23 protein-coding genes and 1 tRNA gene are annotated in these 20,500 nt (G+C 75.1%); 11 read left to right on the top strand and 13 right to left on the bottom strand.

Annotated features, from left to right (window positions below; all coding sequences use genetic code 11):
- The first annotated feature begins 18 nt into the window (after window positions 1-18).
- Entirely contained in the window at window positions 19-1,299 is a 1,281-nt protein-coding gene (locus tag OZ948_15660) for a C69 family dipeptidase (protein ID MEB2346163.1), read from the top strand.
- 84 nt (window positions 1,300-1,383) lie between these two features.
- On the opposite strand, the gene OZ948_15655 is transcribed toward OZ948_15660, so the two are convergent.
- The 6 genes from OZ948_15655 to OZ948_15630 form a co-directional block, all read right to left on the bottom strand.
- Window positions 1,384-1,629, bottom strand: coding sequence for a helix-turn-helix transcriptional regulator (locus tag OZ948_15655; protein ID MEB2346162.1), 246 nt, complete (start codon window positions 1,627-1,629; stop codon window positions 1,384-1,386).
- A 95-nt stretch (window positions 1,630-1,724) separates the two neighbouring features.
- The gene (locus tag OZ948_15650) at window positions 1,725-2,141 is read right to left on the bottom strand and encodes a zf-HC2 domain-containing protein (GenBank protein ID MEB2346161.1); all 417 of its coding nucleotides are present in this window, start codon (window positions 2,139-2,141) and stop codon (window positions 1,725-1,727) included.
- Complete coding sequence (locus OZ948_15645; protein MEB2346160.1) at window positions 2,138-2,695, bottom strand: RNA polymerase sigma factor; 558 nt, start codon at window positions 2,693-2,695, stop codon at window positions 2,138-2,140. Before OZ948_15645 ends, OZ948_15650 begins: the two co-directional genes overlap by 4 nt.
- A gap of 232 nt (window positions 2,696-2,927) precedes the next feature.
- Entirely contained in the window at window positions 2,928-3,476 is a 549-nt protein-coding gene (locus OZ948_15640; protein ID MEB2346159.1) for a ferric reductase-like transmembrane domain-containing protein, read from the bottom strand.
- A 399-nt stretch (window positions 3,477-3,875) separates the two neighbouring features.
- The gene (locus OZ948_15635) at window positions 3,876-4,376 is read right to left on the bottom strand and encodes a hypothetical protein (protein ID MEB2346158.1); all 501 of its coding nucleotides are present in this window, start codon (window positions 4,374-4,376) and stop codon (window positions 3,876-3,878) included.
- Window positions 4,377-4,411: 35 nt separating this feature from the next.
- Entirely contained in the window at window positions 4,412-5,455 is a 1,044-nt protein-coding gene (locus OZ948_15630) for a metallophosphoesterase (protein ID MEB2346157.1), read from the bottom strand.
- Window positions 5,456-5,590: 135 nt separating this feature from the next.
- Between OZ948_15630 and OZ948_15625 the strand changes: the two genes are divergently transcribed.
- Genes OZ948_15625 through OZ948_15605 form a run of 5 tightly spaced genes read left to right on the top strand, consistent with a single transcriptional unit; the run spans window position 5,591 to window position 10,208 of the window.
- Window positions 5,591-6,307, top strand: a complete 717-nt coding sequence (locus OZ948_15625) for a response regulator transcription factor (GenBank protein MEB2346156.1) — start codon at window positions 5,591-5,593, stop codon at window positions 6,305-6,307.
- Window positions 6,308-6,312: 5 nt separating this feature from the next.
- Window positions 6,313-7,716, top strand: coding sequence for an ATP-binding protein (locus OZ948_15620; GenBank protein ID MEB2346155.1), 1,404 nt, complete (start codon window positions 6,313-6,315; stop codon window positions 7,714-7,716).
- A gap of 24 nt (window positions 7,717-7,740) precedes the next feature.
- Window positions 7,741-8,412, top strand: coding sequence for a CAP domain-containing protein (locus tag OZ948_15615; protein ID MEB2346154.1), 672 nt, complete (start codon window positions 7,741-7,743; stop codon window positions 8,410-8,412).
- A 9-nt stretch (window positions 8,413-8,421) separates the two neighbouring features.
- Complete coding sequence (locus OZ948_15610) at window positions 8,422-9,606, top strand: NADH:flavin oxidoreductase (GenBank protein ID MEB2346153.1); 1,185 nt, start codon at window positions 8,422-8,424, stop codon at window positions 9,604-9,606.
- Complete coding sequence (locus OZ948_15605; protein ID MEB2346152.1) at window positions 9,603-10,208, top strand: hypothetical protein; 606 nt, start codon at window positions 9,603-9,605, stop codon at window positions 10,206-10,208. Before OZ948_15610 ends, OZ948_15605 begins: the two co-directional genes overlap by 4 nt.
- Here the strand turns inward: OZ948_15605 and OZ948_15600 are convergent.
- The 3 genes from OZ948_15600 to OZ948_15590 are packed head-to-tail and all read right to left on the bottom strand — an operon-like array spanning window position 10,190 to window position 12,100.
- Window positions 10,190-10,579, bottom strand: coding sequence for an SgcJ/EcaC family oxidoreductase (locus OZ948_15600; protein MEB2346151.1), 390 nt, complete (start codon window positions 10,577-10,579; stop codon window positions 10,190-10,192). The two genes, OZ948_15605 and OZ948_15600, sit on opposite strands and share 19 nt — an antisense overlap.
- Before the next feature lie 11 nt (window positions 10,580-10,590).
- Entirely contained in the window at window positions 10,591-11,331 is a 741-nt protein-coding gene (locus OZ948_15595) for a type I 3-dehydroquinate dehydratase (protein ID MEB2346150.1), read from the bottom strand.
- 7 nt (window positions 11,332-11,338) lie between these two features.
- On the bottom strand, window positions 11,339-12,100 hold the full coding sequence (locus tag OZ948_15590; protein MEB2346149.1) for a DUF1295 domain-containing protein: 762 nt from the start codon (window positions 12,098-12,100) through the stop codon (window positions 11,339-11,341).
- A gap of 63 nt (window positions 12,101-12,163) precedes the next feature.
- Between OZ948_15590 and OZ948_15585 the strand changes: the two genes are divergently transcribed.
- Genes OZ948_15585 through OZ948_15575 form a run of 3 tightly spaced genes read left to right on the top strand, consistent with a single transcriptional unit; the run spans window position 12,164 to window position 15,079 of the window.
- Window positions 12,164-13,390 (top strand): hypothetical protein, encoded by a 1,227-nt coding sequence (locus OZ948_15585; GenBank protein ID MEB2346148.1) that lies wholly within the window; start codon window positions 12,164-12,166, stop codon window positions 13,388-13,390.
- A 29-nt stretch (window positions 13,391-13,419) separates the two neighbouring features.
- Entirely contained in the window at window positions 13,420-14,658 is a 1,239-nt protein-coding gene (locus OZ948_15580) for a cytochrome P450 (protein MEB2346147.1), read from the top strand.
- A 1-nt stretch (window position 14,659) separates the two neighbouring features.
- Window positions 14,660-15,079, top strand: a complete 420-nt coding sequence (locus OZ948_15575) for an HIT domain-containing protein (GenBank protein ID MEB2346146.1) — start codon at window positions 14,660-14,662, stop codon at window positions 15,077-15,079.
- Between the two features lie 27 nt (window positions 15,080-15,106).
- Here the strand turns inward: OZ948_15575 and OZ948_15570 are convergent, their stop codons facing one another.
- Together OZ948_15570 and OZ948_15565 are read right to left on the bottom strand one after the other, a co-directional pair.
- Entirely contained in the window at window positions 15,107-16,063 is a 957-nt protein-coding gene (locus OZ948_15570; protein ID MEB2346145.1) for a nitronate monooxygenase, read from the bottom strand.
- Window positions 16,064-16,102: 39 nt separating this feature from the next.
- Window positions 16,103-17,104, bottom strand: a complete 1,002-nt coding sequence (locus tag OZ948_15565) for a threonine dehydratase (protein MEB2346144.1) — start codon at window positions 17,102-17,104, stop codon at window positions 16,103-16,105.
- Between the two features lie 215 nt (window positions 17,105-17,319).
- Here OZ948_15565 and OZ948_15560 point away from each other — a divergent pair, with 215 nt between their 5' ends.
- A complete protein-coding gene (locus OZ948_15560; protein ID MEB2346143.1) occupies window positions 17,320-17,778 on the top strand; it encodes an ester cyclase in 459 nt (152 codons plus the stop codon).
- Between the two features lie 158 nt (window positions 17,779-17,936).
- Here the strand turns inward: OZ948_15560 and OZ948_15555 are convergent.
- A tRNA-His gene (locus OZ948_15555) sits at window positions 17,937-18,013 on the bottom strand.
- Window positions 18,014-18,144: 131 nt separating this feature from the next.
- On the opposite strand from OZ948_15555, the gene OZ948_15550 reads away from it, so the two are divergent.
- The gene (locus tag OZ948_15550) at window positions 18,145-19,380 is read left to right on the top strand and encodes a PQQ-dependent sugar dehydrogenase (protein MEB2346142.1); all 1,236 of its coding nucleotides are present in this window, start codon (window positions 18,145-18,147) and stop codon (window positions 19,378-19,380) included.
- A 6-nt stretch (window positions 19,381-19,386) separates the two neighbouring features.
- On the opposite strand, the gene OZ948_15545 is transcribed toward OZ948_15550, so the two are convergent.
- On the bottom strand, window positions 19,387-20,475 hold the full coding sequence (locus tag OZ948_15545; GenBank protein ID MEB2346141.1) for a hypothetical protein: 1,089 nt from the start codon (window positions 20,473-20,475) through the stop codon (window positions 19,387-19,389).
- Window positions 20,476-20,500 lie beyond the last annotated feature (25 nt).

Below are 20,500 nucleotides of genomic sequence, written 5' to 3'. Positions count from 1 at the left end.
GCCTGCTAGCTTCGCCGCATGTGCGACTGCCTGGTCGCGACCGCGCCCGAGACCCGGGAGGGCGCCACGCTGTTCGCGAAGAACAGCGATCGCCACGCGCACGAGTGTCAGCCCTTCCTGCAGGCCCCCGCCGCCTTCCACGCCCCCGGCTCGACGGTGCTGTGCACGCACGTCGAGATCCCGCAGGTGGCCGAGAGCTACGCCGTGATGGGACACTCGCCGTGGTGGAGCTGGGGCTTCGAGCACGGCGTGAACGAGCACGCCGTCGCGATCGGCAACGAGACCGTCTTCTCGCGCGAGGAGCTGGAGGAGCGGCCGGGCCTGATCGGGATGGACCTCGTGCGGCTCGGGCTCGAGCGCGGGCGCTCGGCGCGCGAAGCGCTCGAGGTGATGGCGACCCTGCTCGAGACCCACGGCCAGGGCGGCCCGGCCTTCGGACCCGGCGAGGCCGGCTACCACAACGGCTTCCTGATCGCGGACCCGGACGAGGCCTGGGTCCTGCAGACCTCGAACCGCCGCTGGGCGGCCCGGCGCGTGCGCCGCGACGCGGTGTCGAACCACCTGTCGCTCGGCGCCGACTGGGAGATCGGCTCGCGCGACCTCGAGTCCTTCGCACGCGCGGCGGGCTGGTGGACGCGGCCCGGCCGGATCGACGTGGCCGCCGCGTATCGCAACGCCGGCGTGCCCGGGCGCATCTCCGAAGGCCGCCTGCGCCGCTCGCGCGAGCTGCTCGATGCGCATGCGGGGCGCCTCGACGTCGCCGCCCTCCAGTCGTTCCTGCGCGACCACGGAGCCGGCGGAGCGACCCGCCTCGCGGGCGGATCGCCCGACGACGAGTCGTACTTCACCTTGTGCATGCACAGCGAGCCGATCGGGACGACCACCGCCAGCCTGGTCGCGCCGCTCGTCGCGGACCGGCGCGCGCCGTGGCCCGTGTGGATCTCGTTCGCGACGCCCTGCACGGGCGCCTTCCTGCCCGTCTACATCGACGCCGTGCTGCCCCCGGAGCTCGCGCGCGGCGGCCCCGAGCCCGACGCCGACTCGGCCTGGTGGGCGTTCAAGGTGCTGCAGGACGCCGCCGCCGCCGACTTCGCGCTGCACACGCCGCAGGTGCGCGAGGCCTGGAAGGGACTCGAAGCGCGCGTGGCAGCCGAGCGCCCGCGCGTCGAGGCGAGCGCGGCGCGCGCCCGCCGCGGGGGGGATGCAGCCGAGGCGAGCGACCTGCTCGGCGAGTTCGTGGCGCGCACCTGGCGCGCTGCGATCTCGCAGGCGCGCGAGCTGGCGAGCCAGCTCGGCTGAACGCGGTCGCCGGCGCGCCCGGCCCGCGCCCCGGCGCGAGCAGAGCAACCAGCGTCCCGGCTCCGGCTCGTCCCCGGTCTCGGGTCAGGCGGCGTCGATGCGGGCGGGGACGGAGACGGGCGGGCGGCGGACCGAGCGCGCGCCGGGGAAGTAGTCGGCACGCAGCTCCCACGAGACGCCGAGCGCGGTCAGGATCCTGCGCTTCGTCGCCTGGCGGCAGGAGCGGCCCTGCTCCACCGCGTGGATCGTGCGAGGCGAGACGCCAGCCCGGTTCGCAAGCTCGTTCTGGGTCCATCCCAACGCCTGTCGGGCGGCGCGGATGCGGTTCATGTCGGCGTCTCCGTGCCCCCCGGCGAAACGCCGGAATGGTAGCTCCGGCCGCAGGGGTCCACGAGGCGCGAAAAGGGCCCAGCCCGGGCACCCGGTCAGCGCCAGCCGAGGGGGAGCATCGCCGCGTCGGGCGCGGCCTGGGCGACCACGACTCCCTGGACCCGCGCCGCCGCGAAGGTCCAGGAGGAGACCGTGATCGTCAGGACCGTGGCCAGGGCGAAGGCGACCACCCCGACCGCGGAGAGCCCGAGGCGCTCCCGGGCCCGGGCCACCGGATCCGTGAACCATCCGGCCAGGCCCCACAGCCGGACCTGTGCGCTGCGGTCGGGTGCCGCGGGCAGCAGCGAGGGGGGGAGCAGGCGGACCAGGGCCTCGACGCCCTCGTGCTCGCGCAGGCGCCGCTGGCAGGCGGGGCAGGCGCGGGCGTGGGCCCGCACGGCGCGGCGCGTCGCGAGCGAGAGGCCCCCGTCGAGCAGGCCGGTGAGCAGGCGGGCGGCACGGCGATGGGTCACGTCGGGTCCTCCCCCGGGTCGAGGTCGCGCAGCAGGGGGCCGAGCCGGGCGCGCAGCTCCTCCCGGCCCCGCCTGAGCCAGGTGCCGACCGTCGGGAGCGGCACCCCTTCGCGCTCGGCGATCTCGGTGTTCGAGAGGCCCCAGACGATGCGCAGCACGAGGACGCGCCGGTGCTGGGGCTTCACGTGGAGCAGCGCCGAGGCCACCGCCGAGAGGATCTCGCCCTCGAGGACACGGGTCTCGGGATCGGGGCCCGCCTGTGCCGCCACGACGTCACCGAAGGCGGCCCGCACGCGGAGCTCGGTCTCCGCCAGCTCGCGCCGGCGGCGCTTGCGCAGGACGCTGAGGGCACCGTTCACGGCCGCGCGATAGAGGTAGGTCCACACGCTCGCATGCCCGCGGAAGCCGGCCCGCGGCAGCGCCTCGAAGACGCGCTGCACGACGTCCTCGGCCTCGTCGTGGTCGTGGAGCAGCCGGAACGCCACCGCCTCGAGAGGCCGGCGGTAGCGGCCGTGCAGGTCGGTGAGCGCCTGGCCGGCGAGCGGCGCGCGCACCGGTCCGCCCGCGTCCCGCGGCGACGGCCTGCCCGTCACCGCGAGCGGACCTGCCGGCTCCGCCGGCCCCGGCTTGCCCGCCACCGCGAGCGGCCCCTCCGGCCCCGCGGATCTCGTGGAAGCGCCGTCCACCCCGAGCGTCCCTTCGCGATCGTCCCTTCGCCCCCGCCCCGCACCCGGTTCGACGCGCGAGCGGGCCCGCTGGTTTCGGGGTGGCGGCTCGTCGCTCCCCTCACAGGACGGGAGGGCCCGGCGCGGTGCTCCGGACGGGCTCGGCGAGGTGGCCCCAGGCACGCAGCCCGGCCACCCCGGCGAGTGCCGCGAGCGCGAGCGCGTCGCCCGGATGGACCGTCGCGCCGGGCGCGTAGCTGAGCGCGAAGATCAGCCACAGGATCCAGCAGCCGCTGCGATGCAGGAGCCGCCAGCGCCGCATCCCGAGCCGCTCGACGGCCCGGTCGTTCGAGGTGACGACGAGGGCGGCGAGCACGGCGTAGCCGAGCGAGCCGGCGACCCGGGTCGCGACCGGGATTGCGGCGCCGGTCGGGGGCGACGCCGCCGTGAGCCTCACGATCGCGGCCAGGTGGAAGGTGTGGGAGAGCGCCATCGCGAGCCCGACCCAGCGCCGGTTGCGGAGGAGCCACGCGGTCGCGGGCCGGCGCACGAGGCGGTGGAGGCGGGAGGCGGCGAAGGCCGCCGTGAAGGTCGCGAGCGAGCTGGCGGCGGTGGCACGCAGCAGGGTGCGCATGCCGGCGTCGCCAAGGCCGTGCGTGTAGGTGACCACAGCGGTCAGCAGGATCAGGCCGAGTGCGGCCCAGGCGAGCAGGATCGGCCCCTCGAGCCAGCCCGATCGCCGTGCCGATCGCCGTGCCGATCGCCGTCCCGATCGCCCTTCCGGCGGTCTCCCCGGCCCATGACGCGCCATCACCTCGCAGCATACCGGCACGTCAGGGGCCCGACAGCTCCCCGCGCACGAGCGCCGCGGGCCGCCGCTGGCGGATCGCCCGGCAGGTGGGGCGGCTCAGAGCCCGTGAAGGAACCGGCGACCGAGCAGCGCGCCGTCGCCGGTAGGCCAGACGCAAGGCGCGACGACGAGTCCTATCGAGAGAGGGCGAGGAGGAGCAACGCAGCAGATGGCCTGCCGCCGCAAGCGATGCGACCGAGCCGATTTCTTCACAGGCTCTCAGGACCCCGGTTCGGACGCGGGCGGCGCGGGAGCCGGCGGCGGCGCATAGGCCGCGGCGGCTCCGTGCTCGTAGACGAGGGCCCCGCCGCTCCGGCCTGCCGGCACCGCGACGAGCCCGACGACGATCCCTCCCACCACGGCCGCGACGCGCGCGCGGCTGCCGGTGGGACCGCCCAGCAGGCCCGCGATCGTCAGCGGAAGGCTCCCCGCGAAGACCCAGAGCAGCCGCTCGGCCGACTCCTCGTGCTCGTGGAGCGGCTCCTCGATCGCCTCGCCGAGCGCGCGCTCGACGCGCTCCTCCTGCGCGTGCCCGGTGGCGAGCGCGGCCCAGGCCGTCCCGGCACCCACCGCGTGCAGCAGCACCACGCCGGCCCATGCGCTCCGGTCGAGCGAGCCGGCCACGATCGAGCCGGCGGCGAGCGCGAGCGCGAAGGGCAGGAGCGCCGCGATGGCGACGGGGAAGTGGACGATCGCGGGGTGGAGCGGGTCGGGAATCATGGCGCCCTCCTGGCGGGCGCAACGTAGGCCGGCCCTCAGCGGCCCGCGAGCGGCTCGGCGCGCGCGTCGCCCGCGAGCCCGACCGACCAGCGCGCCACGACCTCCGGGTGGTCGCAGAGCGAGTCCGCGAGCGCGACGAGCGACACCACGAGGCGACTCCCGTCCGGCCCGGTGACGAGGTCGGCGCGCGCGAAGCCGGGGCGCCGGGCCTGGTACACGGAGCCCTCGAGCGGCGCCTTGAGCGGACGGGTGTTGGAGCCCGACCCGGCGACGGCCTGGAGGAAGGGCGGCACGCTGGTGTGCGCGAGCTCGAGATAGTGGCGGTGCCCGGCCAGGTGCAGGTGGACCGGGACGCCGAGCCCGCGGATCGCCTCGCGGGCCGCGCGGCCCTCCTCGTCGGACTCGCGCAGCGTCAGCGGCTGGTGGCTGGCGAGGATCCGCCATGGCCCGCGGCTCGCCCGCACGGCGGCGCGCAGCGGCTCGAAGCTGCGGGCCGCGAGCAGCTCCACCCCGTCGTAGAGGACGATCGAGACCTGGCTTCCGAGATCGATCGTCTGGACGGGGGCCTCCGGCAGCCGGAAGGACGGCAGCCGGCGGCGGATCTCGGTGCGCTGCAGGCGCACGCTCTCGTCGCTCTTGTGGTCGTGGTTGCCGAGCACGGCGAGCACCCGTGCCGGCCGCGAGGGGGTCGCGCACGGCACGCCCGGCGCGGGCAGGAAGCGACAGAAGGGCTCGCCCAGGTTCGCGCGCACGCGCGCGTCGAGCTCGCGGGCGTGCAGGCCGTCGGGATAGAAGTTGTCGCCGAGCAGGACGAGCGCGTCGGCCGGGCGGCGCACGTCCTCGGCCGCCATCGCACGCCCGACGCGCACGACCTGCTGGAAGGAGCGGCCGATCCACCACGGTGGCGCGCCGGTGTCGCCCACGGCGAGCAGCGACCACGTGACCTCGCCGGCCAGCGGCGGCCACTCGGGCGCGACCGCGCGCTCGCGCTGCTCGCGCGCGAAGACGAGCGCGGCGAGGGCCGCGGTCAGCAGCGCAGCGGCGGCAAGGGTCCGGATCCGGTTCGGGGAGCGGGGCACGGAGCGGGAGGATCGCGATGCCGTGCTCCGCAGCAACCTGCGACGTGCGCGAGTGATCCTGGACCCCGCGGGGCCGCCCGTGTGGTCATTCAGCGTTCAGGCCGTGGCGGGAGAGGCCCGCTAGTCTTCCCCCCCGTGAAGCTCCTGTACGTCGAAGACGATCCCGCCGCCCAGCAGTACATCTGCAAGGGGCTCGGGGAGCACGGCTTCCTGGTCGAGGTCGTGTCGGACGGGAGCGGCGGCCTCGAGCGCGGCACGCACGGCTCCTACGACCTCATCATCCTCGACGTCATGCTGCCCGACATGGAGGGCTACGACGTCCTGCGGCGGCTGCGGCAGACGGGCGTGCAGACGCCGGTCCTGTTCCTCTCCGCACGCAGCGCCGTGGGCGACCGCGTGCGCGGTCTCGAGCTCGGCGCGGACGACTACCTGCCGAAGCCCTTTGCCTTCGCCGAGCTGCTGGCCCGGATCCGCGCGGTCTCGCGCCGCCGGCTCGGCGAGCCCGAGGAGGGGCGGCTGGCCGCCGGCGACCTCAGCGTGGACCTGCACCGGCGCACCGTCGAGCGGGCGGGCCGCCGGATCGACCTCTCGCCGAAGCAGTTCGCGCTGCTCGAGTACCTGCTGCGCCACCAGGGCCACGTGGTGTCGCGCACGATGATCACCGAGAACGTCTGGGGCTGGGGCTTCGAGAGCTTCTCGAACCTGATCGACGTCCACATCAACCGGCTGCGCAAGAAGATCGACCACGGCTTCCAGACCCGGCTCGTGCACACCGTGAAGGGCGCCGGCTACATCCTCGAGACCCGGGACGACGAGGGCGAGGCCGGCGCCGGCGAAGGCGCCGTCGCCTAGCCGGCATGGGCGTCCAGCTGCGCCGTCTCTCGATCGGAGCGCGCTGGACGCTGCGGATCGCTGCGGTGATGCTGGTGACGGCCAGCACCTTCTCGGCCTACGTGTACGAGCGCGCCGAGCGTGGCATCGAGAAGGACGCGAAGACCCTGATCAAGCTCCAGCTCGCGCAGACGCTCGAGTACATGGAGGCGCACCCCGACGACGCGGCGAGCTGGACCGCCTTCGCGCAGCGCCAGGTCGGCGCTGCCGACCCGGACCTGCGGCTCGGCATCTCGATCTTCGGCCCGAAGGGCGAGGTGATCCACGAGGCGGGCAGCGCCTTCGGGGCCGGTGTGGCGCTGCCGCCCGAGCCGCTGCTCGGCGAGCTGCGCGAGGTGGACCTCGGGCGCAACTACCACTTCCTCGCGCTGGCCCGGGCGGGCGAGGAGGGCACCGTCCAGGTGCTCGTCTACTCGCGCCTGTTCGCGCGCTCGGCCGCGCGCGTGCGCGACGCCTTCTTCGGCGCGCTGCCCGTGCTGCTGCTCGTGACCGCGGGCCTCGCCTGGTGGCTCTCGCGCGGCAGCCTGCGCCCGATCGCCGACATGACGCGCACCGCCCGCCGCATCTCGGCGAGCCAGCTCGACGAGACGATCCCGCGCACCGGCTCGGGCGACGAGCTCGACCAGCTCGCGGCGACGCTCAACGACATGCTCGCCCGCGTGCGCGACGGCGTGGAGCGGGTCAAGCGCTTCTCGGTCGACGCCGCCCACCAGCTCCGCACGCCGCTCACGGCGATGCAGAACGAGATCGAGGTGACGCTCGCCAAGGAGCGCACGCAGAACGAGTACCGGGTGGTGCTCGGCGACATGCTGGTGCAGGTGGCCACGCTGTCGGAGACGGTCGACGGCATGCTGCGCCTGGCGCAGTCCGAGGGCGGGCTCGACCCGGCCCACCGCCGGCGCGTCGCGATCGACCCGCTCGTCGAGGAGGTGGTCGAGTTCTTCGTCGCGCTCGCCGAGGAGCGCGGCATCGTGCTGTCGGTGACCGGGGAGTCCAAGGCGGAGGTGATCGGGGACCCGACCTGGCTGCACCAGCTCTTCGCGAACATCCTCCACAACGCGCTCAAGTACACGCCCGAGGGCGGGCGCGTGGAGATCGCCGCGACCGCCACCGGCACCGAGGTGTCCGTCGCCGTGCGCGACGACGGGGCGGGGATGACCGAGGAAGATCGCGCGCGCGTGTTCGCGCGCTTCCAGCGCGGCAGCGCCTCCTCGGCCGGTGACGGGATGGGCCTCGGGCTCGCCCTCGCGCGCGAGATCGCCCGCGCCCACCAGGGTGCGATCGAGGTCGAGAGCGCGCCGGGCAGAGGCTCGACCTTCACGGTGCGCCTCCCGCGCGCCCCCGACGTGACGGCCGTCACCAGGGGGTGACCGGCGCCCGGCCGAAGGCAAGGCGTGTACGCCCGCCGCCATGCGCACGCCCTCGCCCTGCTCCTCGGGCTCCTCGCGCCCGCGGCCGCGCGCGCGCAGGTCGAAGCGGTCTGCGCGAGCGGTGCCGAGCGCGAGGTGCTCGCGCTCGTGAACGCGGAGCGGGCGGCGCTCGGCCGCCCGCCCCTCGCCCTCGACGTGCGGCTCACGGCGGCGGCGCGCCGCCACGCCGAGGACATGCGCGACGGCTGCTTCCTCTCCCACACCGGCAGCGACGGCTCCTCCCCGTTCGAGCGGATGGCCGAGGCCGCCTATCCGGATGGGATCGGCGAGGTCGCCGCCGCGGGAAGCTTCCCGTACCCGCCCGGCCAGGTCGTGGACTCGTGGATGGAGTCGAGTGGCCACCGCGCGATCCTGGTCGACCTCCAGGCGCGGCACCTGGGCATGGGCCGTGCCGATCGCCCGGCCGGCTGCCTGCTCGAGTTCCAGGGCCAGGGCTTCTGGGCGGGGGGCTTCTGGGCCGGCACGACGGGAGACGGCCCCGACTCGGAATTCCTCGACGAGGCCTGCTGCCCGGTCCCCGGCGGCGCGCCGGTCTGCGTGCCGGAGCCGGCGGCGGCCGCCCGCGCCGCGGTGGCCGCGCTGCTGCTCGCGGCGCTGCGCGCGCGGCGGATTCCGTTCCGGGGCACGCGCGCCTAGACTCGCCCCATGACCACCCGCGCCCCCGACGTCTTCGCCGAAGCCCGCCTCGGCCCGCTCCGCCTGCGCAACCGCGTCGTCAAGGCCGCCACCTTCGAGGGCATGACGCGCGACGGGCTCGTCTCCGACGCGCTCGTCGAGTACGTGGCCCGCCCGGCACGCGGCGGTGTCGGGATGACCACGCTCGCCTACTGCGCCGTCTCGAGCGAGGGCCGCACCTACCGCCACCAGATCTGGATGCGCCCCGAGGCGCTGCCCGGCCTGCGCCGTCTCACGGACGCCGTCCACGCCGAAGGGGCGGCCGCCTGCGCGCAGCTCGGCCACGCCGGCTGGTTCGCGAACCCGCGCGCGAGCGGTGCGCCGGCGGTCGCGCCCTCGCGCGTCTTCAGCCCCTACGGCATGGGCTTTCCGCGCGCGGCCGACGCAGCCGACCTCGCGCGCCTGCGCGAGGCCTACGCCGGCGCCGCGCGGCTCGGCGTGGAGGCCGGCTTCGACTGCCTCGAGATCCACATGGGCCACGGGTATCTGCTCTCGCAGTTCCTGGCGCCCTACACGAACCGGCGCCGGGACGCCTACGGCGGCAGCATCGAGAACCGCGCCCGCTTCCTGCGCGAGGTGGCCCGCGCCGTGCGCGAGGCGGTCGGCGACCGCGCCGCCGTCACCGCCAAGCTCAACATGGAGGACGGCTTCGCGCGCGGCCTCTCGCCCGAGGACGGCGTCGAGGTCGCCCGCCTGCTCGACGCCGACGGCGCGCTCGACGCCCTCCAGCTCACCGGCGGCTTCACCGGCCGCACGCCCATGTTCCTGATGCGCGGCGAGGTGCCGATCGCCGACATGATCGCCGCCGAACGCAGCGCCGTGCGGCGCCTCGGGATGCGGCTCTTCGCGCCCTCGATCGTGAAGCCCTACCCCTTCGAGGAGGCCTTCTTCCTGCCGGCCGCGCGCCGCGTGCGCGCGGCGGTGCGGATGCCGCTCATGCTGCTCGGGGGCGTCACGCGCCTCGCGACGATGCAGGGCGCCATGGCGGAGGGCTTCGAGTTCGTGGCGATGGCGCGCGCGCTGCTCTTCGACCCGGACCTGGTCCGGCACTATCGCGCCGGCGCCGCCGAGTCGGGCTGCAACCAGTGCAACCGCTGCATGACCACGATGGAGCGGGGCGGTACGCGCTGCGTGCTCCACGATCGAGCGGCTTGACGGGCAGCGAGCAGCAGCCACGCGAGGAGCCGCGAGCGGCCCGCGGCTGGCTCGGCTGGGTGCTCGTCGCGCTCGGTGCCGCGGGCGGGCTGTGGCTCGCCTCGCTCCCGCTCGGACGCATGATCCCCGAGCCGCAGGTACGGCGCGCGTTGCTCCCGGATCCGCCCGAAGCGGGCAGCTCCGCACCCGAGGGCGAGCCCCTGGACGCGGCGCCCGCGCCGGCGGAGCCCGGGCCGCGGGCCGCTCCCGGCGCACCGATTCCCGAGGCCGAGGCGATCGACCCGCCCGCGACGACGCCGTCGGCCGATTGGGTGGCCGAGCCGCCCGCGGCACCGCTCGAGGAGGAGCTGACGGGCCCGGACGCGCTGCGCGCACGCCTCGAGCGCCAGCTTGCGATGAACGACCTCGGCTCCGTGCGCGTCGAGATCGTGGGCGATCGCGTGGTGACGAGCGGCTGGCTCGTGCGGCCCGGCGATCGCCAGCGCGTGGCGCTGCTGGTCCGCTCGCTCGCGCCGGGCTTCGTGCACGAGGACCAGACGGGGGACGCCGGCCCGCCCCGAGGCCGGGCGCCGGCGCGCGCGCGTCAGCTGAACTCCGAGTAGGGATCGTCCACGACGTAGCGCCAGGTGCCGTCGGCCTGGCGGCGTACCACCTCGATGGCGCGGCCCCCGATCTCGAGCGGGCTCCCGTCCGGGTTGCGCCCGGTGGCGCGCCACTCGTTGGTGAGCACGGCGAGGTCGCCGCCGCGCACCACCTTCACCACGTTCATCTGCATCCTGACCGGCGCGCTGGCAAAACCCTGGAGCGCCGCGCGGATCGCCTCGAGGCCGACCGCGATGCTGCCGTCGGGGTTGGTCAGGCACGCCTGCGGCTCGTAGAGCGACACGAGGCCGTCGACGTCGCCGCTGCTCGCGTACTCGCCGAACAGGCGGTCGCACTCCTCGGGCGTGCGGGGAGCCGGACGGTCGGGCATCGGTTCCTCCTTCACGGGGAGCCCGGCCGCAGGCCGAGGCGCCGGAGCAGCGCGACGAGCTCGTCGAGCGGGAGCTGGCCGGGGGCCGTCGCGCGGCCCGCGTGGGCGTAGGTCAGGAGCGAGCCGAGCGCGGGGAAGAGGACGCGCGTCGCGAGCGCGGCCTCGCCCATCCCGATCACGATGCGCCCGATCGGGGCCGGCTCGAGCAGCACGCCCGCGAGCGCGCGCACGTCGGCGGCGCCGCGCGCGGTGGCGGCGATCTTCACGACGTCGGCGCCGGCGTCCAGGGCCCGCGCCACGACGTCGGCGAGCACCGGCGGCGCGGGCGTCGCGGCGAAGTCGTGGTGCGAGGCGATCACGAGCCGGCCACGCGCGCGGGCGGCCGGCAGCACCTCGCGCAGCACCTCCCCGGCGGCGAGCTCCACGTCGACGGCGTCGACCGCGTCGAGGAGCGCCAGGAAGAGCCGGGTGCGCTCGGCCTCGCCCGCCTGCCAGCCGCCGCCCTCGGCGGCGATCCGGATCGTGGCGAGCGTCGGGACGCCGGCGCAGCGGGCGAGCACCCGGCGCACCGCCGCCGGGTCGCGGGCGGCGAAGTGGTCGATGCGAAGCTCGGCCACGTCGAGGCCGCGCGCGCGCAGGGCCGCGAGCGCGGCCTCCGTCACGCCGTCGTCGAAGGGGACGGCGATGCGCGCCACGTCCCCGAGCGCGAGCGGACCGATCCGCAGCGGGCGGGGCGGCGGGTGCGCCGTCATCGCCGGCTCACAGGAGGCCCGGCACGAGCGCCTTCCGCTCCGCCGGGTAGTCCGGGAAGGTCTCGCGGTACCAGCGGTGGTGGGTGAGCGCGCGCGGCAGGAGGTTCGCGATCGTGAAGCCGACGAAGACGGCGGCAGCCCAGGTCCAGGCCGCCAGCGCAAAGCCGCACCACTCGAGGATCTCGCCCAGGTAGTTCGGGCAGCTCACGAAGCGGTAGAGGCCCCCGGCCGGGATCCGGTAGCCCGCCTCGCCGGGTCCGCGCAGCCGGCGCAGGACGGCGTCGGCGTGGAGGTTGACGGCAAAGCCCGTGAGGAAGAGCGCCACCCCGGCCAGGAAGCGCGGGTCGCGGACCCAGGCATCGGTGTGGCGCAGGGCGCCGTGGCTGATCGCGTAGGCGTTGAGCGCGCTGTTCAGGACGTTGAAGGCGATCGCGAGCGCCACCGTCAGGAGCGGTGTGCGCCGGGCGCCCACCCGCATCCGCAGCGGGTACACGAAGGCGCGCTGCACGTAGTGGAGCTGCCAGAGCCCGAGCAGGAGCAGGGGGACGAGCCGCCCGGCGTGTTCGCCCGTGAAGAACACGATCGTGAAGACGAGGGGGGCGGGCAGCTCCTGCACGATCCAGGCGAGGCGCGTCGGCAGGCCCGGGCCCCAGCCGGCGCGGGCGTGGCGGCCGTAGGGGGCGGAGACGAAGAAGAGCAGCACGAAGATCGCGACGCTCGCCAGCGCCAGCGTGACCAGGCCCCAGAAGTAGAGGCGTTCGGGATCCACGGCGGGCGCAAGGTAGACCAGCCGCCGTCGCCCGCGCAGCGACCGTTGCCTATCGTCCGCGCCGTGCCCGAAGCCCAGGCGGCGCTCGAAGCGACGGTCCCCTACGCGCGCAGCATCGTCGCCCTCGAGCCGGGCGCCTTCGAGACGATCCGCCGCAGCGTGGCCGCCCTGTTCCGGGTGGCCCACGGCGAGGCCTACCAGCGCCGCGCCGATGCCGAGCCGGACGCCGGCCCCGTGGCGCGCCACCGGCCCCCGAACCACGCCGTCTTCATGGGCTACGACTTCCACCTGACCCCCGCCGGCCCGCGCCTCATCGAGGTCAACACCAACGCGGGCGGCGCGCTCCTGAACGGGCTCCACACCGCGGCGCTGTGCCCGCCGGCCCAGCTCGCCTGCCTGTGCAGCGCGCTGCTGCCGGTCGAGGCGATGCGCGAGCGGCTGCTCGCGACCTTCGTCGCCGAGCAGGCCGCGGCGCACCCCGGGCGGCCGCTCGCCCGGGTGGCGATCGCCGACGAGCGCCCCGGCGCGCAGTTCCTGCGCGCCGAGTTCGAGCTCTTCCGGGCGCTCTTCGCGGCCGCCGGCATCGCGGCCGTGGTCTGCGACGTGGGCGACCTCGTGCGCGCGCCGGAAGGGGGCCTGCGCGTCCGGGCTCCGGAGGGCCTCCCGGGCGAAGCCGTGGCGGACCCGCTCGACCTCGTCTACCTGCGCGACACCGACTGGCGTCTCGACGCGCCGCGTAGCGCCGCGCTGCGGGCAGCGTATCTGGCCGGCGAGGTCGTCGTGACGCCCTCGCCGCGCGAGCACCACCTGCTCGCGCACAAGGGGCGGCTCGCCTGGCTCTCCTCGCGGGAGACGCTCCTGGCACTCGGCGCCTCGCCGGAGGACGCCGCGCTGCTCGCGGCCGTCGTGCCCGAGACGCGCGTGCTCGCCGCCCTCGGCGTCGAGGAGGCCTGGCGCACGCGTCGCGAGTGGGTCTTCAAGCCCGAGGCCGCCTGGGCGAGCCGCGCCGTCTACCGCGGCGACAAGATCTCGCGCCGCAAGCTCGAGGAGATCGCGGCCGCCGGCGGCTTCGTGGCGCAGCGCCGGGTGGAGCCGGGCGAGGTGGTGGTCGCCACCGGCGAGGGTCCCCGGCGCATGAAGTTCGACGTCCGCGCCTACGCCTACCGCGACGAGGTGCTTCTGCTCGGCGCCCGCGCCTACCAGGGGCAGGTGACGAACCTCCGCACGCCGGGCGGCGGCTTCTCGGCGATCTGCGTGGTGCGGGAGGCCGCCGGAGAGGCCGCGCGGTAGCCTCTCCGGACCTGCCCAGGAGCCGTCCCATGAGCGCATCGACCCGCTTCGATCGTGGCTCGCTCGATTGCATCTCGGCCCTCCGCTACGAGCAGGCCGGCTACCCCTATCACGAATGGGCGTGGCTGCGGGAGCACGAGCCGGTCGCCTGGATCGAGCATCCCGACTACGACCCGTTCTGGGCGATCACGAAGCACGCCGACGTGATCGAGCTCTCGAAGCAGCCCGCCTTGTTCGAGAACGCGCCACGCCTCGCCGTGTTCAGCAACAAGCTGCCGCCGCCGCCCGAGGCGGAGATCCACCACCTGCTCAACATGGATCCGCCGGACCACGGCAAGTACCGCAACGTCGCGAGCCGGCAGTTCACGCCGCGCGTGGTCCACGGGCTCCACGAGAAGGTGGAACGCATCACGCGCGAGGTGCTCGACGAGGCTGCCTCCCGCGGCCAGGGCGACTTCGTGCGCGACGTCTCGGCGCCGATCACGATCGCCGTGATCGCCGAGATGCTCGGGGTCCCGGCCCGCGACCGGGGGCTCCTGTTCCGCTGGACCAACGAGGTGATCGCGCCCGAGGATCCCGAGTTCCAGCGCGGGGGCGGCCCCGAGAGCACGCTCGAGGCGGCCCGGATCGAGCTGTTCCAGTACTTCGACGCGATGGCGCGCGAGCGGCGCGAGCGGCCGCGCGAGGACATCGTGAGCGTGGTGGCCAACGGCGCCGTGGACGACGCGGCGCTCGGCGCCGTGGAGCTCCTCTCCTACTACCTGCTGCTGGTCGTGGCCGGCAACGAGACCACGCGCAACGCCATGACCGGCGGGATGATCGCGTTCCTCGAGCACCCGGCCGAGTGGGCCCGGCTGCGCCGCGACGAGGGCGTGCTCGACCTGGCGGTCGAGGAGGTGGTGCGCTGGGTGACGCCGGTGATCCAGTTCTGCCGCACGCCGCGCCGCGACTACGTCCTGCGCGGCCGCACGATCCGCGCTGGCCAGAGCACCTGCCTCTTCTACCCCTCGGCGAACCGCGACGAGGAGATCTTCGAGGACCCGGACGTGTTCCGCGTCGATCGCAGCCCGAACCGCCACCTGGGCTTCGGGGTCGGCGAGCACGTCTGCCTGGGTGCGCACCTGGCGCGCCTCGAGCTGCGCTGCGCCTTCGCGGCGCTGCGCGAGCGGCTGGTCTTCGCGGAACTCGACGGGCCCGTCGAGCGCGCGCGCTCGAGCTTCGTCGGCGGGATCAAGCGGGCGCCGATGCGCTGGGAGATCCGGGCCTAGCTTGGACGGGTGGCGCTGCGCCGCGTGCGGCTTCGCGCAGCCGCGCCCGATCGCACGGCTGCGGGTCGCGACGCTCGCGCTCTACGACGACGGCCGCTTTCCGGGCCGCTCGCTCCTGGTCCTCGACGAGCACGCCACCCTCGTCGAGGATCTGCCGGTCGCGACCGCGCGCGACCTCGCGCGCGACGTCTGGGACGCGGCCCGCGCGGTGCGGGCGGCGGCGGGCGCGGCACGCGTCAACTACGCCGCCTTCGGCAACGTCGTTCCGCACGTGCACGTGCACCTGGTCCCGCGCCACGGGCCCTGGGACACGGCGCCACTCGCCACGCCCTGGGATCACCCGGAGCCCGAACGGCCGCTCGCGGCCGGCGAGGCGGAGCGGCTCGTGGCGGCGATCCGGAGCGCGCTCGCGGTTCCGTGAGCCGCCGCCGCGTGCGCGCCGGAGAACTCAACGCGGTCGCGCCAGCAGGGCCTCGGCGTCGCGGATCAGGGCGGCCACGATCTCGCGCGCCGGCGGCACGTCGCGGATCTGCCCGACGCCTTCACCGGCATAGAGCGCCATCGCGTCGATCCGCCCGTGCGTCTCCCGGGTGGGCGAGAAGACGCTGCCGCGCGGGAGCGCGACCGGCGTCCCCGCGATCCGCAGCTCGCCCACCGGCTCGTCGGGGAGGCCCTCGAGCGCCGCGACCGCGCTGCGCAGCACGCGGTGGGGCGCATCGGGCCACCCGACGGAGAACGTCTCGCAGAGAACGGTGTCACCGGAGCGGGCAGCGAGCAGGGCGGCCACGTAATCCGGGTGCGCGCCCGATTCGGCGCTCGCCACGAAGCGCGTGCCGATCCTCGCGCCGGCGGCGCCGGCGGCGAGCACCGCGGCCAGGTCGCGCCCGCTCGCGAGCCCGCCGGCTGCGAGCACCGGCAGCGCCGCGGCAGCGAGCACCTCGTCGAGCAGCGGCAGGAGGCTCGTGCGGCCCCGCACGTGGCCGCCCGCCTCGGTGCCCTGGGCGATCACGAAGTCGCAGCCCGCATCCGCCGCGGCGCGCGCCTCGTCGCCCGAGCCCACCTGCCAGGCCGCGAGGGCGCCGCCGGCGTGGACGACCCGCACGATCTCCGCATCGGGAGCGCCGTAGAAGAAGTCGACGACCCGGGATCGGCGGGAGGCCACCGACACGACCTCGGGGTCGAGGAAGGGGACCAGGAAGGTGACGCCGACGGCGCCCGGCGTGATCTGCTGCAGCGCACCCAGAGCGGCGTCGAGGGCCAGCGCTGGCATCATGGCGCCGCCGAGCATCCCGAGCCCGCCGGCATCGGCCACGGCGGCGGCAAGCTCGACGGTCGAGATCCCCGGCATGCCGGCAAGCTGGATCGGCGCCGCGCAGCCGACCTGGATGGTGAACGGCGTCTGCACGCACCCACACTGGGGCAGCCCGCGCGGGCTCGCAAGGGCTCAGCCGGCCTGGAGCACCTCGGCGTAGAGCGCCGCGTCGACGTTGCCGCCGGTCAGCACGAGCCCGACCCGCGGATCGCGCGCCCCGGCGCGCTCCCGCGGATCGCGCGCCCCGCCGCGCTCTTGCAGCAGCGCCGCCAGCGGCGCTGCGCCCGCGCCCTCGGCGACGTTGTGGGTGTCGGTGAAGTAGTGCCGCATCGCGGCACGGATCTCGTCCTCGCCGACCGTGACGACCCGCTCCGCGCCGCGCCGGATCACGGCGAGCGCATCGGCGTCGGGAAGGCGCACCGCGAGCCCGTCGGCCAGCGTGTCGGCCGGCGCGGCTTCCACCGGCTCACCCTGTGCGAAGGAGAGCGCGTAGCTCGGGGCCTTCTCGGCGACGACGCCCACGATGCCGGTCGCGAGGCCGAGCGCGTCGCGCACCGCGATCGCGCCGCAGATCCCCGAGCCGAGCCCGATCGGGACGTAGAGCCGATCGAGCGGGCCCGCCTGTGCGAAGAGCTCGAGCGCCCAGCTCGCCACGCCCGCGACGAGCGTGCGCTGGAAGGAGGGCACGAAGTGATGGCCGGGGGCCCGGCCGAGCTCGCGAGCGTGCTCGAGCGCCTCCTGGAAGTCGCGCCCGTGCTCGACGAGCGTGGCGCCGTAGGCGCGCATGGCGGCGTTCTTGGTGGCGCTGTTGCCGTGCGGGACCACGATCCGCGCCGCCAGCCCGGCCCGGCGCGCGGCGAAGGCGACGCTCTGCCCGTGGTTGCCGCGCGTCGCGGCCACCAGCGTGTGGACCGCCGGCTCGCGTGCCGCCAGCTCGCGCGTGTAGAGGAGCCCGCCGCGCACCTTGAACGCGCCGGTCGGGAGGTGGTTCTCGTGCTTCACCACGACGTCGGTGCCGCAGCGCGCGGCGAGCAGCGGCCAGGCGATCGCCGGGGTGGGCGCGAACACCTCGTGCACGATTGCGGCTGCCGCCTCGAGCTCGCCGAGCGCCCAGCCGGTCGCGGCCCCGCTCAATGGGGCGCCTCCCGCGGCTCCGCGCGCCCCGGGCAGCGCGGGGAGTGCGATGGGAGCGCGGGGGGCGGCGCCATGCGCGGACGCTACCACGTCCGGTGCTGCGCTCCCGTCCGGGCTCCCGTCGGAGAGACCCACGGCGGGGCCGGCAACCGGGCTCGTGCGCGGGACGGTACGGAGGCAGGTACGATCCCGCAGCACCCGATCCCGGAGGAGCCATGATCGTCCAGACCGACGCGGCCGCGAGCGCGGCCGACCTGCGCACCCTCGGCGCCTACAGCGCGCGCATGGCCGCCGGCGACTTCGACGCCGTCTTCGACACCTTCGCGCCGGAGTTCCGGACCCACGTGAGCGCGCGCGTGAACCCGGAGGGCGCCGCCGGCGACATCCGCGGCCACGAGCGGAGCTACTGGGCCTCCGCGCGCGCGGCCTTCCCGGACATGCGCTTCCGCGTCGAGCTGCTGATCCAGTCCGGCGATCTCGTCGTCTCGAACTGGACGCTCACGGGCACCCACACCGGCGCGCCCTTCTTCGGCGTCCCGCCCTCGGGCCGGCCCGTCACGATCAACGGCACCGCGATCCTGCGCATGCGCGATGGCAAGGTCGTCGAGCACTGGGGCGGGCCCCACTGCGCCGAGGGCCTCGGCCTCGCCGGGGCGCGCTTCGGCGCGGCCTGAGGACCGGCCGCGCAGGGATCTCCGGGACGTGCGAGGGGACCCGGGCCCTCGACCTGCTCGCCCGCATGGCGCCCGCCCGGTGGCCCGAGTTTGGCCCGACTCCGGGCAGTGTCAGATTGGCGCGGATCGAAGAACCTTCGACGATTCGCGGAGTTGCTTGGGGTGAGCGAGGGGACTTGAACCCCCGACCTCCAGGGCCACAACCTGGCGCTCTAACCGACTGAGCTACGCCCACCGCGGAGCCGGGCAAGCTAGCGCCGGGGGCCGGAACGGGACAGGCCGGGACGGGGCGGCCCGGGGCGAGACGGCCCCGCGGGCTCGAGGCTACCCTGCGCAGGCAGTCAGTCCGTCAGTCAGGAGGGACCCATGAGCCCGCGCTTCGCCTCCATGATCGCCCTGGCCCTTACCCTTGGCGCCGCCGCCGCTCGTTCCCAGGAGCTGTCCGCCGAGCGCGTGGCGACGGACCTCGACGCTCCGATGACCGTGGCGGCTCCGCCCGGCGACGCGCGGCTCTTCATCGTCGAGCGCGCGGGCACGATCCGGGTCCTGCAGAACGGCTCCGTGCTGCCCGGCGCCTTCCTCGACATCCGAGGGGACGTCGAGACCAACGGCGAAGGCGGGCTCCTGGGCCTCGCCTTCGCCCCCGACTTCTACGACAGCGGACAGTTCTTCGTGTACTACACGGCTCCCGACGCCACGGCCGGGGGAGACCTCGAGAGCCGCCTCTCGCGCTTCATCGTGACCGGCACTCCGGCCACCTCGAACGACGCCAACGAGGCCAGCGAGCAGATCCTCTACCAGCTCGACCAACCTGCGGCGAACCACAACGGCGGGACGCTCGCGATCCGCGACGGCTGGCTCTACCTCGGGCTCGGCGACGGCGGCGGCGGCGGCGGGGATCGTGCGCAGGACGACGCCCAGGACTTCGGCAAGATGCTGCGCTTCGACCTCGACGACGTGTCGGTGCCCTGGGAGCCCGAGCACTGGGCCAAGGGCCTGCGCAACCCGTTCCGCTTCTCCTTCGACCGCGAGACCGCCGACCTCTACATCGGCGACGTCGGCCAGAACGCCTTCGAAGAGATCGACGTCGAGCGGGCCGACAGCCCGGGCGGCCGGAACTACGGCTGGGACGTCGAGGAGGGGAGCAGTTGCTACGACTCGAGGCCCGCGCTGCCCTGCGGCGACCCGAGCCTGGTGAGGCCGGTCTTCGAGTACGCGCACGTCGGCTCGGGCTGGTGCAGCGGATCGGTGACGGGTGGCTCGGTGTACCGCGGTAGCGCCTACCCGGCGCTCGACGGCCTCTACCTCTTCGCCGACTACTGCCGCCACAAGATCTGGAGCCTGCGCTGGAACCGGTCGACCGGTGAAGCCGAGGAGGTCGTCGAGCGCACCGGCACGATCGACGTCACGCCGCAGGGCGCCGAGATCGAGGACATCACCGCGATCGCCGAGGACGGCTTCGGGGAGCTCTACTTCGTGGACGCCGGCGGCGAGCTGTTCCGGCTGGTGCCGGAGCCGGGCGCGGGAGCCGCTGCCGTCGCCGCCGCCGCGCTCGGGTCGCTCGCTGCGCTCCGGCGCCGGCGCAACGAACGGGTCCGTTAGGACCTCTCACTCCCAGGCCGGCATCCAGTCGGGATCGATCCCGTTCGTCTCGAAGAGCCGGCGGCCCTCGCGGTCCACGACCGCGATCCGCGCCGTACCGTAGTCGAGGCGGTCGCGGTCGGCGCGGAAGCCCCCGGGCAGGATCACGAACACGATCCGCTCACCGTCCGGCGAGAACTGCGGCATCCACTCGCTCGTGTCGGGCGTGTGGGTCAGGTTGCGCGCCTCACCACCGGGATACCCGACGACGTAGACGTCGTTCGTGCCGCTGCGGTCCGAGACGAAGGTGAGCTCGTCGCGGACCGGTGAGACGCGCGGCGAATGCTCGTCGAGGTCGGGGCTGTTGGTCAGGTTGCGTGTCTCGCTGCCGTCGGGCCGCACGAGCATGAGGTCGGCGGGCGCGTGCCGGGAGGAGCGCCGGTCGAAGGCGATCCAGGCGTCGTCGCGGGTGAAGCGGCCGTGGTCGTCGTAGGCGCTCGTCTCGAGCACGCGGCGCGGTGGCTCGCCCGGCGCGAGGATCAGGAGCTGGCTCAGGCCGCCTTCGATCCGCTGCGCCACGAGGCGCCGGCCGTCGAAGGAGAACGAGGGCCGTGCCAGGAAGGCACCGCCGCTCGCGCTCGCGAGCTGCTGCCGCGTCCCGTTCGCGACGTCGATCTGGGCCACGACGAAATCCCCGGCCCCGGTCTGATGGGAATAGGCGAGGAGCGGCGCGGCGGGCGACCAGTCGAGGAAGTACTCGCTCCGGCCTTGCACGAAGACGGCGGCCTGGTCCCGGCGCGCAGCGGACCAGACCAGCAGGTCCCAGGTGGGACTCCCGCCGGCGGGCCCGCTCAGGAAGGCGAGCCGGCCCGCCCGATCCGACCAGTCGGGCCAGTCCTCGTTGCGGCCGGGCGTGCGGGTCAGGCGCTCGATCGCGCCATCGGAGAGCCGCGCGCGGAAGAGGTCGGTGCCGCTGGGAGTCTGGCGCACGAAGACGAGGCCGTCCGACGCCGCGCCGGCGACGTTCACCGCCCGCGAGCAGCCGAGCAGCAGCACGCCGGTGAGCAGCGCGACGGCGACGGCGCTCGGGCAGGCGGCGGCGGGAGCCATGGCCATCGCCCGATAGCTCCGGCCGCCGGCC

The sequence above is a fragment of the Deltaproteobacteria bacterium genome (assembly GCA_035063765.1).
In the GTDB taxonomy this organism is placed as follows: Bacteria; Myxococcota_A; UBA9160; order UBA9160; family PR03; genus CAADGG01.
Note: the sequence above shows the minus strand (reverse complement) of the source record. Positions and strands in the feature narration are given on the sequence as shown.

Excerpts from the sequence above, each read along its gene's own strand:
- OZ948_15545 (MEB2346141.1), bottom strand. The coding sequence starts at position 20,475 with ATGGCCATGGCTCCCGCCGCCGCCTGCCCGAGCGCCGTCGCCGTCGCG.
- OZ948_15655 (MEB2346162.1), bottom strand. The coding sequence starts at position 1,629 with ATGAACCGCATCCGCGCCGCCCGACAGGCGTTGGGATGGACCCAGAAC.
- OZ948_15610 (MEB2346153.1), top strand. The coding sequence starts at position 8,422 with ATGACCACCCGCGCCCCCGACGTCTTCGCCGAAGCCCGCCTCGGCCCG.
- OZ948_15635 (MEB2346158.1), bottom strand. The coding sequence starts at position 4,376 with ATGATTCCCGACCCGCTCCACCCCGCGATCGTCCACTTCCCCGTCGCC.
- OZ948_15550 (MEB2346142.1), top strand. The coding sequence starts at position 18,145 with ATGAGCCCGCGCTTCGCCTCCATGATCGCCCTGGCCCTTACCCTTGGC.
- OZ948_15600 (MEB2346151.1), bottom strand. The coding sequence starts at position 10,579 with ATGCCCGACCGTCCGGCTCCCCGCACGCCCGAGGAGTGCGACCGCCTG.
- OZ948_15595 (MEB2346150.1), bottom strand. The coding sequence starts at position 11,331 with ATGACGGCGCACCCGCCGCCCCGCCCGCTGCGGATCGGTCCGCTCGCG.
- OZ948_15620 (MEB2346155.1), top strand. The coding sequence starts at position 6,313 with ATGGGCGTCCAGCTGCGCCGTCTCTCGATCGGAGCGCGCTGGACGCTG.
- OZ948_15560 (MEB2346143.1), top strand. The coding sequence starts at position 17,320 with ATGATCGTCCAGACCGACGCGGCCGCGAGCGCGGCCGACCTGCGCACC.
- OZ948_15660 (MEB2346163.1), top strand. The coding sequence starts at position 19 with ATGTGCGACTGCCTGGTCGCGACCGCGCCCGAGACCCGGGAGGGCGCC.
- OZ948_15580 (MEB2346147.1), top strand. The coding sequence starts at position 13,420 with ATGAGCGCATCGACCCGCTTCGATCGTGGCTCGCTCGATTGCATCTCG.